The 13,664-nt window shown below is 40.4% G+C and carries 11 protein-coding genes; 9 read left to right on the top strand and 2 right to left on the bottom strand.

Annotation, left to right across the window (positions count from 1 at the left end; all coding sequences use genetic code 11):
• The first annotated feature begins 15 nt into the window (after positions 1–15).
• A complete protein-coding gene (locus JOC94_RS15455) occupies positions 16–1,581 on the top strand; it encodes a SagB family peptide dehydrogenase (protein ID WP_077114158.1) in 1,566 nt (521 codons plus the stop codon).
• A gap of 402 nt (positions 1,582–1,983) precedes the next feature.
• Positions 1,984–3,693, top strand: coding sequence for an ABC transporter ATP-binding protein (locus JOC94_RS15450; RefSeq protein WP_077114156.1), 1,710 nt, complete (start codon positions 1,984–1,986; stop codon positions 3,691–3,693).
• A 171-nt stretch (positions 3,694–3,864) separates the two neighbouring features.
• Here the strand turns inward: JOC94_RS15450 and JOC94_RS15445 are convergent, their stop codons facing one another.
• Positions 3,865–4,380, bottom strand: a complete 516-nt coding sequence (locus JOC94_RS15445; protein ID WP_236017125.1) for a GNAT family N-acetyltransferase — start codon at positions 4,378–4,380, stop codon at positions 3,865–3,867.
• 960 nt (positions 4,381–5,340) lie between these two features.
• Between JOC94_RS15445 and JOC94_RS15440 the strand changes: the two genes are divergently transcribed.
• The 6 genes from JOC94_RS15440 (at position 5,341) to JOC94_RS15415 (ending at position 12,277) form a co-directional block, all read left to right on the top strand.
• On the top strand, positions 5,341–5,598 hold the full coding sequence (locus JOC94_RS15440) for a hypothetical protein (RefSeq protein WP_077114154.1): 258 nt from the start codon (positions 5,341–5,343) through the stop codon (positions 5,596–5,598).
• A gap of 1,371 nt (positions 5,599–6,969) precedes the next feature.
• Entirely contained in the window at positions 6,970–7,806 is an 837-nt protein-coding gene (locus JOC94_RS15435; RefSeq protein WP_077110433.1) for a deoxyribonuclease IV, read from the top strand.
• Between the two features lie 124 nt (positions 7,807–7,930).
• A complete protein-coding gene (locus JOC94_RS15430; RefSeq protein ID WP_139345586.1) occupies positions 7,931–8,173 on the top strand; it encodes a phosphatase PAP2 family protein in 243 nt (80 codons plus the stop codon).
• 574 nt (positions 8,174–8,747) lie between these two features.
• Positions 8,748–9,323 (top strand): HXXEE domain-containing protein, encoded by a 576-nt coding sequence (locus JOC94_RS15425; RefSeq protein WP_253191863.1) that lies wholly within the window; start codon positions 8,748–8,750, stop codon positions 9,321–9,323.
• 43 nt (positions 9,324–9,366) lie between these two features.
• The gene (locus tag JOC94_RS15420; RefSeq protein ID WP_077110437.1) at positions 9,367–10,380 is read left to right on the top strand and encodes a DUF1835 domain-containing protein; all 1,014 of its coding nucleotides are present in this window, start codon (positions 9,367–9,369) and stop codon (positions 10,378–10,380) included.
• A 331-nt stretch (positions 10,381–10,711) separates the two neighbouring features.
• A complete protein-coding gene (locus JOC94_RS15415; RefSeq protein WP_077110439.1) occupies positions 10,712–12,277 on the top strand; it encodes a Vga family ABC-F type ribosomal protection protein in 1,566 nt (521 codons plus the stop codon).
• Positions 12,278–12,419: 142 nt separating this feature from the next.
• Here the strand turns inward: JOC94_RS15415 and JOC94_RS15410 are convergent, their stop codons facing one another.
• Positions 12,420–12,905 carry a GNAT family N-acetyltransferase gene (locus tag JOC94_RS15410; RefSeq protein WP_139345587.1) on the bottom strand — a complete coding sequence of 162 codons (486 nt, stop codon included), beginning with the start codon at positions 12,903–12,905 and terminating at the stop codon, positions 12,420–12,422.
• 152 nt (positions 12,906–13,057) lie between these two features.
• Here JOC94_RS15410 and JOC94_RS15405 point away from each other — a divergent pair, with 152 nt between their 5' ends.
• Positions 13,058–13,261: a hypothetical protein gene (locus tag JOC94_RS15405; RefSeq protein WP_077110441.1), complete on the top strand. Its 204-nt coding sequence runs from the start codon at positions 13,058–13,060 to the stop codon at positions 13,259–13,261.
• Positions 13,262–13,664 lie beyond the last annotated feature (403 nt).

Genomic DNA, 13,664 nt, shown 5'->3' with positions numbered 1-13,664 from the left:
CTAGGAGGCAGGAGGATGAGTTTAGAGGAATTTTTATACAATCTCCATTTTAACATTGATAAGGCAGTTCCGGCAGAATGGGAAGTAGATTGGGACGATGCGCCGCTTTCGTATAAGCTCTACCTTGGTTTGCCTACGATTCCGCTTTCATTGGAAGTGCCGCTGACGCTTGAAGGCAGAGAAGCATTTTCAAAGCTTGACTTATATGGAATCGGTCATTTTCTTTGGTATGTCTTTGGTATTACTCAATTTTGCGAATCGGTTAATTCCTTGGATGCCGAAATGGATTTCATGCAGTCGCATAGGCGTTTTGTACCTTCCGGTGGCGCATTGTATCCCAATGAATTGTATATTTATCTAAAGTTGGAGAATGTTCCTGCGGGTGTTTACCATTATGATGTGGCACATCACCGATTGGTGTTACTGCGGGAAGGAAACTTCGATTCATATATATCGCGCGCTCTTTGTAATCGATGTCATATATCCGATTGTTTTGGTACTGTTTTTGTGTCGACAATGTTTTGGAAAAATTACTTTAAGTACAATGATTTTTCCTATCGTCTGCAAGGATTGGATGCCGGTGTGTTGATTGGACAGTTACTGGAAGTGGCAAAGCGCTTTGGCCTCGCTTCTGGGGTATACTTTCAGTTTCTTGATCGAGCCATCAACCACCTGCTTGGGCTTTCTGAACAGGAGGAGAGCGTTTATGCGGTTATCCCGCTATCAGTTGAGCCAACAAGCAACTTTACGGATGAGAGCGACACAGACGCAGCTTTCACCAGCACTGACTTGTGTCAAGAGTTGCCGGCGATTCAACCTGTTCACGATGCACAGTCCCGAAGTGTTTTAGAGTATCAGGCGTTAACCAAAATGAATGAAGCATCCATGATGGAAACAACTAGATCGTTTCGGCAAATCAAAGTTGAGGGAAATTTTGAATGTGAAGGTGAAGCGGTTGTTTTGCCCCACGTGAAGCGAATGTCATATGATTTAGCGGAAGTCTGCAGAAAGCGATTTTCACCAGATATAGATTTCGTTTTCGGAAAGGTAAGTCAGTTGCAGTTGGCTACTTTGCTGAAGGAGGCAATGGATTCTTTTTCATACAGAAATGATTTGGATGGACTTGATCAAAAAGAGCATGAGCCACGCGTCTCACTTTACTGTTGCTTGTATCATATCGAGGGTATTCCGGATGGTGCTTATCGTTATGACCGCTCAGCTCACGCATTACGCCGGATACAATCTGGAGATTTTCGATTACTGTTACAATCCGGATTGTCGGGAAGTAATGTAAATATGTTTCAGATACCGCTCTGCCTGCATGTAGGAGGGAGCAAAGATTACTTCAAAACGGAACTGGGGTACAGAGGATATCGTATCCAACAAATGGAAGCGGGCATGCTTGTACAACGAATACTATTGGCAGCATCGGCACTCGACATGGGGGGACATCCACTTCTGGGATTTGATCCGAAATTGTGTGATGAGATTTACAACATACAAGGAAAAACCAGCCTCATTCAAATCCCGATTGGCCCGTATCGACAGCGACCTTGGTTAAGGGGAAATCTGCATAGTTAGGGAAGACAAGAATGAAAAACTTGGATTTTGCTACAATTTATAACTTGCAATGAATATTGGCTGAGAAATAGATAGCATGTATATAACGTTCTTAAAAATATAAACCATTTATTATTCCGTTCATAATAAAAAGAAAATGCATGGAAGAATCTATTAGTGATTTGATGAAGAGCGAGTATGATGAAAAAAGAGTTGATGATTTTTTCATTGACTCTTATTTTAGTGCGCCCAGTGTCGGTGTGTAGTTTAAAAGAGTCAAGTTCCAAAAGATGTTCAAATGCCCTCAAGTGCTACCTGGGTGTTTTTTATTTGTCACGAATAAAAAACAATAAAAATTCCTTGCATTATAAAATTCCTGTCCATATAATCTACATTAATGTTGGCTTTTAGGGAGCGTTGGAAATGGTTCGTCGTTTTTTTGTCTATTATCTCCCCCATAGAAAATTATTTATTCTTGATTTCAGTTGTGCGGTGGTCGTGGCCGTACTGGAGCTCGCGTTCCCTTTAGCGGTACAATGGTTTATTGATACACTGCTTCCTGCCGGTGACTGGTCAATGATTGTCGCTGTCAGTATCGCTTTGGCGCTGCTCTACGTCCTCAGCACCTTTTTACAGTATATTGTCAATTACTGGGGACATATGCTTGGAATCAATATCGAAACAGATATGCGGCAACAGTTGTTTGAGCATGTCCAAAAGCAATCATTTCGATTTTTTGATAATCACAAAACAGGGCATATTATGAGCCGAATCACGAACGACTTGTTTGACATTGGCGAATTGGCGCATCATGGTCCAGAGGACTTGTTTATTGCGATAATGACGTTTGTCGGGGCATTTTGGATTATGCTGACCATTCATGTTCAACTGGCACTCGTTACCATTTTCGCGATGCCGCTGTTGATTTGGTTAATCACTTTTTGCAATATTCGAATGAATCGCGCATGGAAGCAAATGTATAGCGAGATCGCAGATGTGAATGCCAGGGTGGAGGACAGTGTGTCCGGGGCAAGAGTTGTTCAATCGTTTACAAATGAAGAGTATGAGATACAGAGGTTTACGAAAAACAACCGGAACTTTCGGCGGGCAAAGCTTGGTGCCTATCGGGTCATGTCGTATAGTTCTTCGGGGATGTATATGACAACGAGGTTTGTGGTTCTTATGGTGCTCGTGTTCGGGGCGTGGTTAAGCTTCAACGGCAGCCTGTCATATGGGGAACTTGTCGGTTTTGTTCTCTATGTAAACGTACTGTTTAAACCAATTGATAAAATCAGTGCTTTACTGGAACTTTATCCAAAAGGCATGGCTGGCTTTAAACGTTTTACGGAGCTGGTTGACCAAGAGCCAGATGTTGTGGATGAAAAAGACGCCATTGGAGTACCTGCATTACGGGGAAATATCGAGTTTAAAAATGTCACCTTCGGTTATGAAAAAGGCCAAACCGTGCTGGAAGGAATCAACTTGAAGATTGAAGCCGGAGAAACAATTGCTTTTGTTGGGCCTTCAGGAGCAGGAAAGACAACGATCTGTTCACTTATTCCACGTTTTTATGATGTTAATAAGGGAACCATCTCGATCGATGGCGTAGATATACGAAGAATGACAAAACGATCGCTCCGCTCGCAGATTGGCATTGTTCAGCAGGATGTGTTTTTGTTTACCGGAACAATCCGGGAAAATATTGCCTACAGCCGGCTTGATGCAACAGATGCAGAAGTCAGAGAAGCGGCGAGGCGTGCTCATCTTGAAAGTTTTATTGATTCCCTTCCCGCCGGGTACGAAACAGAAGTGGGAGAGAGGGGGCTCAAGTTGTCCGGCGGACAAAAACAACGGATTGCGATTGCGCGGATGTTTTTGAAAAATCCGCCAATCTTGATTTTGGATGAGGCGACGTCGGCTCTTGATACCGCAACAGAAATGATGATTCAAAAAGCGCTCGCCGAGCTCGCTAAAGATCGCACTACTCTCGTAATCGCTCATCGCTTGGCAACGATCCGAAACGCTGATCGGATCGTCGTCGTGACAGAAGACGGAATCGCTGAACAAGGGAGTCACGATGAACTATTGGATAGGGGAGGTATTTTTGCTAGTCTGAACCGTGTCCAGATGTAATGTAAATTATTTTCAATTCCAGGGTGTAACGAACGAGGCTTAAAAAAAAGTTTGGCAAAATCCAAGGGGGCACCCTCCCCATTTATTTAAAAAGGAGGGTGCCATGATGTCTGCTTATTATGAAGATTTTTAAAGATCTGCATATTATTTTCAAGTCGATGTTTTTACAAATTACCCAAAAACTTGGGCGGCAATTCCGAACAAGGTATTGTTTCTGGAAGGCATATTAACAGCATTCATGACCATTATAAGAGGTTGATTTACATTAACAAATCCATTTTTTTCCAATAACATCATAAACTCATTATTACCTGATGGCACATCAATTCTTAATTTTCCTTGATGCTTTGAAGATAATTTATCTATTAAAATTATTGCTGTTTGGTAGTCTGGCGCTACAATGGGACCCAATATGAGATTTATTGATCCGGAAATGGAAAGTCCATATCCCACAATTAAGCCATTATTATCTTTAACAACCAAGCATTTTTCAGATTGTTTTATTCGAGCCATAAGAAAACGACTTCTTTTGTCTCTGAAAGCGTTTTCACCAAGCTTAAGTAATTCATCAATATCAACTTCACTAAACTCTTCAATGATAATCTCACTGTTATTCAACGGTTTAGTGTTAGCTATATAATGATCACATATATATTTATGAACAAAATCAACAGTATTGAAGCCCATTTTTTCATACAGGGGTTTTCCTTCTTCTGTTGCAATGAGTATAATGACAGTTCCCTTAGAAACACTTTCTATACATTTCTTAGTAGCCTTTTCCCTATTCCCATACCTCTAAAATCTTTACGATAACCATACCAATGGAAGCTAAAAAAGTATCATAAGGGATGATTGCGGCACTAGACACAATTTCCCCCTCGGCATTTTTATGTCCAAATATTTTACCTGATGACAGAAAGTTCCAATTTCTTTTTCAACATAATCCCATCCAACTGATGCAGACAGCTCGATTAATCTTGGAACATCAGATCTATCAAATTGCTAATTTTAATATTCGTTTATTGTATGTGACCATTATGATTTCTCCTTCTTTAGGACAGTATATTATAAGTACTCCATTTTTGATGTTTTTTCTCCATTAAATGGCTCAATTGCTGGAGCTGTCGCCATTCTCTCTAACTTAATTGTATCAAAATTTTTGTGAATGATCGGACTTATTCCAAATGATCAATAATTATTTCAAAGCTCCAAAGGCTTTTTATTTTTTACAAATTCAATTGTTTGGCTATTGAAGCCCGGTTTGTTGATTTGGAAGATGCTCAACCCTGTCCCTAACGGAAATACTGCTCATTATTTTAGTTTATATAAAACTCTGTATATATACCAAATTATTTCAAATAAGTGCATCAGTATGAGGTAGAGAGCTTTATCGTTTTACATCTCAGTTCGCATTGATGCTCTCTCAGATTTAGTAGCAGAGTCCAATAGTGATTTTGAAGAATGAAATCAGAGAAAAATTTCAAAGTTTGGTATTACACAAGGAAAAAAATAGCGATGAAACCAGGTAATGTCATAAAGTATCAAAGCAATGTACTATGACGACCGTATAAAAAAACATTACATTGAAAAACGAAACTATTTGAGTTGCAGATCGTAGAAAAGATAGTATGTGAGGTGACAAATAAATTGATACCGATTATTTTAACTATAATTCTGCTAAGCGCCCTCATATTTTCCATATGTATTGTGATAAAAAAGAGAAAAAAAGCTGGAGTAACAGGGATAAAAAGCGCTTTAACCTCAATTTGTTTTTATCTAATCGCTATAACAAACGTATTGGCTTATTGGCTTGATTTTATGGGATTATTTAGTTGGTCTATCACTATGATTTTATTGATTTTAGGTGCTTATTTTACAAAATATATGTCTGTATCCCAAAAGTGATTTTAAAGCTAATGATGTTTCTCTTTTAAAAAATGAAGGGTGAAAACCTTGACATTATGGTGGTTGATATCGTCAGTCGTGTTGTTATTTCTTAAATCCAAAAGCGAGAGTAAAAATAACAATTTTTCTTCAACATTAGCGGTGTTAAAAGGTGATAGTCTGTTTTGAGTTGCCAATAAAAAAATGAGCATTATATTTTGCATCAATCGTACCGAAATGAAATTTGTTTTGTTTTGGCTATCAGTTATATTCTTCCTTTGCGCAAATGAATGTTCGCAATCGAGATCATTCCGATTGAAAGAAAAACAGACCTGAAAAGCAAATCAAATTGGCTGTTGGTTTAAAAAAAGAAGTTGAAAAGTTTCTCCGGACTGTTGCCGTTTGAGACGATCTTTTGCCATCAAGAAAAGGGAGCCATCCAATAAAGGATATAAGGCCTTTTGGGGGATCTATTTGAGAATCGTGCCGCTACATTCAAGTAGCAAATCATAACGAATCAGCCCCTCATTTGATAACCTCTTTATGACTGCTGTCAATTTCGGTCAGCCTCATGGCCCCTTTCCAAATTGAAAAATGGGCCGCCTTTTCTCCCAGGGTTCATTTCAGCTACGGAACTATTTCACGCCATATTGCACACATGTTTTTTTAAAAAAAGCATTGTCCACTACCTTTTATGAGTGCGTGGCATCGGCTCTCGCTGAACTCCATTTCCGTCGCACTCAATATGGGGGCGTGAATTAAATTCTCGTCAATCTGTAGCCCGTCCAAGTCATTTCTGTCGTGGCACTCTATTCCATCATATCATTTCAGACCATCTCTATATCATACCCCTATATTGATTTCATCATTTTCTCATATTGAGGAATACTGAACATATCAGTTCTCAAACAACGGAGGAAGAACAATGCCCGAATTTCCAGAGATGGAAACGTATAAAGTGAAACTTCATTCAGTAGGCGTTTTCTTCCATCTCCTCCTGAATGTTAGTTGAACCAATCGGGCATTTAGGTGCCGTTTTCTCCCACTTGAACCTTTTGTATTCACACAAGATTTTGAAGTGGGAGTCTTACGGCACCTTACATGCGGGATAAAGTGAAACTTCATTCAGTAGGAGTTTTCTTCCATCTCCTCCTGAATGTTAGTTGAACCAATCGGGCATTTAGGTGCCGTTTTCTCCCACTTAGACCTCTTGTATTCACTCAAGATTTTGAAGTGGGAGTCTTACGGCACCTTACATGCGGGATAAAATCTTACTGGAGCAATTGATTTTGAATAAAACCATTACAGGAGTAGCGATCAACCGGGACAAATCCATTAATGTCCAGTGGAACATTTTAAAAGTTGTCAGCATGAACGATAAGGAGAATCTATATGAAATTTGGCTGCCATCTGTCTATACGAGACGGCTACCTAGGAGCTGCAAAACGAGCGTACGCAATGAATGCCGGCGCTTTTCAATACTTTCCGAAAAACCCCCGAAGTTTATCTGTAAAAGACTATCCCAAGGAAGATGCGGCATTATGTAACAACTTTTGCAAGGAAAATGGCCTATTATCCGTCAGCCACTCTCCTTATCCCACCAGCTTAACTCCGAACAATGAAAATAAACGTGAGCAAGTAACGGATTCATTATTAAATGACCTGGAAATTTCAGAGGCTTGCGGTTCAATTGGAGTTGTCGTTCATTTTGGCAAACCGGTTCCTCATCTGACCTTGCTTGAAAGCTATCAACTTATGATTGAAGTGCTGAATGATATTCTGAGCCGGTGGGATGGAACTGCCAAAATCCTGCTGGAAAACAACGCGGGCTTGCCTGGAACGATGGGAACTACGATAGAAGAGCACGTCCAAGTCCGAAAATTATGTGAGTATCCGGAAAAAATCGGGTTTTGTTTTGATACATGCCATGCGTTTTCCAGTGGATTGTGGGATGGAGAAAATTGGGATGACGTCTTGGAAAAAGGGCAGGAGCTTGGTTATTTCGACGAGTTGCAAGTCATTCATTTTAATAATTCCAAGTATGCCACTCGTGAAGGAAAAGACCGTCACGCTTCTATATTTGGGACTGGTTTCATAAAAGAGAATCAATTTGCCCAAATCGTAAAGACTCCGCAGTTGGCGGACATCCCCTTTATTTTGGAAACCCCTAAAGAGGAGATGTCACATGAAAAAGAAATAGAGTTATTACAAGACAAATGGGGTGATTGAAAAGCAAATTTTTCATTGTCACGGACAGACATTCATCATATGATTGAATGATGAAATAGAAAAAGGAGAAAGAAATGGACCGCGATTTTTTTCATGTCATCATGATTTTGCGGGAAACCTCCAATTGGTTGATGACATGATGATTGTAAGTTCAAAGTGGGGAATATACGCTTTTATCCTTACAGTCGTTCTAATTGCCGTTTTTAAAAAGCAGCGCTTGTACGGGGGTTACGGCATCATAGCGCTTGTTGCAGCCTTATTGATTAGCCGGATTTTAAAATATACGGCGAACCGAGAAAGACCTTTTATAGCGGAGGACGTACATATACTGTTTGAAAAATCCGCCCCTCCGTCGTCCCCCGAGTGACCAAGGGATTATTTGTGTTTGCCGCATTATGATGGATTGTTGCTCCCGAATGGAGAGGGCTCACGTTGAGCATGGCGTTATTAGGGGCTGTTTCCCGAGTTTAGGTGGGACATCATGATCCGTCGGACGTAGCGACGGGACTGATCATTGGCGGTATTTGCTTCTTTGTCATGTATCGTTGGAACCCATGGGACAAGCATAAAGTGAAACTTCATTCAGTAGGGCTCCTACTGAATGTTAGTTGAACCAATCGGGCATTTAGGTGCCGTTTACTCCCACATGCACCTTTTGTATTCACCCAAGATTTTGAAGTGGGAGTCTTACGGCACCTTACATGAGGGATAAAGTGAAACTTCATTCAGTAGGCGTTTTCTTCCATCTCTTACTGACTGTTAATTGAACGAATCGGGCATTTAGCTGCCGTTATCTCCCACTTAGACCTTTTTTGGATCAACTCAGGTCTTGAAGTGGTGGATATGGCACCTTACATGCGGGATAAAAAAGATTGATATTCACAATCACATATGAAGTTAAAAATCTCCAGCACCTAGTAGAGTAAGAGATTGTCTGTTTGGTGGGGAAATTGGCCGGAAAGGAGGCAGGTAAATTGATTTCCTTGCTTGATTCCGCAATCAGTATACACTCATTGATTTGGCTATTTCTTGTTGCTTTCATGCTTCATGATTTCGAAGAAATCATCCGGATCGAACCTTGGATGCGAAAATATTACGATCAGATTGAGCTTAAGATTCCTGAAAAGTTCCGTAAAGATGTTCAGTCGTTTTCACAAATCACTTCATCGCAGTTTGCGGTTGCCGTATGTATTGAGTTTATTGTGTTTGTTCCCTTTACCTTCATGGCGGCTGAAAAAGGACAGTATTTATTTTTCTTGGGTTTCAATACGGTGCTGTTGCTCCATGTATTCATGCATGTTGGGCAGGCGTTATATGTAAAAATGCTTGTCCCGGGTGTTGTTACGGCTGTCGGCATCACTTTACCCTATTCCGTTTATTTATTTTATCGATTACTTCATGAAAATGTCATTTCATTTACGGATATTTTGATCAGTTTTCCAATCGGATTGACATTAATGCCAATTGTTCTTATTGGGCACAAAGTGGGAAAACGGCTCATTCCAGCGACTAAGTGAATTCCATCTCTTTATGAAGACGAGAAAGGAGAATCAGCTTACTATGAAAGACTTATCTCGAATCATTGATCAATTACCTGGGAGTGAGGCAAAGAACATATTGGTAAACATCATGTACCGGTTGGACCTGATGAAGGAATCTCCGGAAATTCAAGATGAAATGATCAAAGAGCTTTACTCCTTGTACGATGAGATTGTGGACGGATGTCAAAATGATTCGTACTTGGAGCGGGAATATGAAGCTGTCCATATTGCATGTGGAGAAGCTGCCGCAGGTTCGCTACGAGTAGGCTTAGACCACAAAAACAAAGTGATCGGCTTTCCTGATTTCTTTGCTGTGGGGCCGATATGGCAGCTTCATCGTGACGTCGGCCGTCAACACCGTTATGAGTGGCTGAAGAACCATATCCATATAGAGATGGATTATATGGAAGAAGAGTATAAGCAAAAATTTCTAAAAGCTCTCGAAGAAATCAAAGTTATCCCGGATCGTCTCCCCATTGTATTGTGGACGGCTGAAAATGCGGATGAACAAACGGGCATGCGGTACATCCTGTACTTATTGAAGGAAAAAGCAAATCCCGTTTTTCTCATCCATTCAACGCTAGCCTATAAGGAGCTATATGATACAGAGGAATATCAAAGTTTTCGTCTGCACACGGGAGAAATTGAACCGGAAAAACTGAAAGCCATTGATCACAAGATGCGGTCAAATGCGCTGAATGCGGAAAAAAGAAAAAGGTATGAAGGGGAATGGATGGCCCTTGCAGATACAAAAGAAGTATTGCGAATTTGGGAAAAGGGGCAAATAAAATCTGTAAGCGAACATTATTTTGATGCCTTTATAATAGAGTGTGCCCAAAAACTGCAAGCTGATCACGATCATTATGACTCTATATTATCAACGAGAGTGATCGGTGAAGTGCTGGGGAATTTGGATCAGAGCATAGGAGATGCTTTTTTGGAATACAGGCTCAGAACGCTTATTTACAAAGGGGTTTTTGAGATAAAAGAAGTCCCGAAAAGCATGAGGTTTTATAGTGTGAAATTAAGATGAAAGACCAAACAGTGTGAAAACCATTTGACAATGGTGGAAATCCGCTATAAAGTGAAAGTATATTAAATGATCGGAAGGGTGAACCAACTGAATGCTGAACTAATCCTATTTACGAAAACCTTTAATGGAAGGCGATTTTTAAACAGATGTATATCTCGTTTATTTATGTTGCCTTTAACAGCGTTTTCAGAATAGGATTGGTTTTTCTTAGTTGGGCCCAACAAGGGATTCATGTCTTTTTTTGTTGTCCGCCTATACTTTATGCCTCCTATTCTGAATTCGAATAGGGGGCGTTTTTTGTCCCCTGATCTTAGAGATTGGGGATGGTTACATGGCTTTATTAGAAGCACTCAATGTAAAGCATTATATCAAGGATCGTTTATTGCTGGATATAAAGCGGCTGGAAATTCAGGAGAATGATCGGATTGGCCTCGTTGGACGAAATGGCAGCGGAAAGACCACTCTATTGAACGTGTTGTCGGGAAAACTGGTTCCGGATCAAGGGACAGTGATCCGGCATGTGACGAGTGAACTGTTACCGCAGCTAAAACGAACAGATACTACGAAAAGCGGGGGAGAAGTGACGCAGGAATATATTCAAGAAACGCTAATCAAGGGACCTAACATCTTATTTGCTGATGAACCGACAACAAATCTTGATACGGAGCATATCGAATGGGTTGAAAAAAAACTGGCTGAATGGCCGGGCGCTTTTGTGATTGTATCCCATGACCGGGCATTTTTGGATGCGCTTTGCACGACCATATGGGAAATCAATGAGGGGCAGATCAAAGAATATACCGGTCATTATTCTGATTATGAAAAGCAAAAAGAATGGGAGCATCGTCAACATAAGCTCGCTTATGAAAAATATGAAGAAAAGAAAAAGCAGTTGGAAGAAGCGTTGAAAGCCAAAGAAAGAAAAGCCGAAAAAGCAACGAAAGCACCAAAAAAGGTCAGCAAATCAGAGGCGAAAATAACGGGCGCGAAACCATATTTTGCCAAAAAACAAAAGAAGCTGCAAAAGACGGCAAAGGCCATTACAACGAGGTTGGAAAAGCTTGAAAAAGTCGAGAAAATGAGAGAGCTTCCTCCACTTAAAATGGGTTTGCCCAATGAAGAGTCATTCAAAGACCGGATTATGATTCGGGTAGAGAATGTAACAGGTACCATAGATGACCGCCTTCTTTGGAACAAAGCGAGCTTTCATATTCGCGGTGGAGATAAGGTCGCGATTATCGGTCCCAACGGCAGTGGAAAAACCACTTTTGTGAAAAAGTTGATCCATCAAGAAAAGGGGATCACTGTTTCTCCAGCCGTGAAGATCGGCTATTTCAGCCAGAACTTACATATATTGAATGTTGATAACTCGATATTGGAAAACGTTAGTTCCACTTCCAATCAGGATGAAACATTTATTCGGACCGTATTGGCAAGATTGCATTTTTTTCGGGAGGATGTTCATAAGCCGGTTGCAGCTTTGAGTGGTGGAGAGCGTGTCAAGGCAGCGCTCGCCAAAATATTTGTGAGCGCCAGCAATACATTGGTATTGGATGAACCGACAAACTTTCTCGATATCGAAGCCGTCGGCGCGTTAGAATCGCTGTTACAAGAATATGAGGGAACCGTCATTTTTGTCTCTCATGACCGCCGGCTGATTGAAAAGGTCGCCACTCGGATAATGGTGATTCGCGATGGAAAGCTTGACATGTTTGAGGGAACGTATAGACAATATGCAGCGGATAAACGTGAAAAAACACGAGATGCAAAGGCCGATCGGCTTCTCGTACTGGAAACGAAAATATCAGAAGTGCTTAGTCGTTTGAGCGTTGAACCGAATGAAGAGTTGGAAAAAGAATTCCAAAAGCTTGTAAAAGAAAAAAGAACATTAGAGTAATCATTCAACAAACAGAATCCATTTCGAAAAAGGCCAAATGGATTCTGTTTGTTATTTTACATTCAACGTAGAAATTTCATCTCAATCTGCCAATCGTATTACTCATAAGGTGGCGCCCAGCGGAGTGTTTTCATACATTATCTTACAGCTTCAAGACCATTCTCACTGTCTTTAAAATATGTCCGTCAAACTTCTCAGCGAATTCTGTGACAGTCGTAAATCCTTTTGCTTTGTAAAATGCTATTCCGGAATCGTTCTCCTTTTCAACGTTTACAAATATGTTTTGCGCATCGTTTAAGTGTTTAAGCCCTTCGTTGAGCAAGGCTGTTCCCAGCCCATTGCTTTGGTGAGCAGGATCAATATATATTGCTGTAAGTTCCGCATGGCCATTTTCTTGTACAGGAGAAAAGCCGGCAAAACCAACTATTTTTTCGCCAACTTCCGAAACGAACATCATGGATCTTGCCAACCGTTTATTCAGCATCGCATCACTATATGCGAACTCCAAGAACCTTTCTTGTATTTCTGATGGTATGATTCCTTCGTATGTATGATTCCAGCTTGTTTTGGCGACTTGCCGGACTTGCGGTATATCGCTTTTTTGCATTTTCCGGACATAAAATGGCAATTAGATCACCCTTTCGAGTTAGAAATGTAAAATAGTCGGAAAAAACGCCGCTCGATCAGAATGTAGAAATACATATGGACAATATAACATGTTTTTTCATAGGCGGGGAACTTGTTATGTAAAACTCGCATGCCGGATAGGAGCTATATGTAATGGAGGAAGAAGCGAGCAATTTAGCTGTATTGAAAGGAAGTCTGACTGATTTTCGAAACAGCTGTTTTTGGCGCAAAGGTGATTATTGGTCGAATGATGGAAACGCTCGTAATGACTGCCGGCACATATCAGTATTGAGAGGAGGGTTTATGAAATTAGTTGACGGGCTTTTTCAACATCTTGGAACAAGCTTTTTACAGTAAAGACAAAGGCCTTCTTCCGGAAGAATTTTTAGAGCGAAGGACAATATAAGAAATGGGAGGGGCAAAAACCGAAATAAAAATATACTTAACTGTTGAAATATATTAAAAACGGTGATATTATTCAAGAACTACATATTTTTGCAGAAAAATAAGGGCGCTCTAAACAGGAAAGAACGTTATGAAGGAGGAATGGACAATGTTTGTACGTGCTGAAAACTTTGAAGCAGCTAATTCCATATATTGTCCATACTTGTTTTCTGCATTACTGTAATTTTCACCAACACAAACGGTATGGAAAAATTCTATACCCATTTGGAGATGCATACTCTGTTAGGGTATGCGTTTTTTTGTTGCCATTTAAAAATATCTTGAAAAAGGAGTAGATGGAAATGTTCTGCAAACA

The organism is Siminovitchia thermophila (assembly GCF_016909185.1).
GTDB classification, from domain to species: Bacteria; Bacillota; Bacilli; order Bacillales; family Bacillaceae_C; genus Siminovitchia; species Siminovitchia thermophila.
The sequence above is the reverse complement of the archived record's forward strand: the minus strand, read 5'-3'. Positions and strand labels throughout refer to the sequence as shown.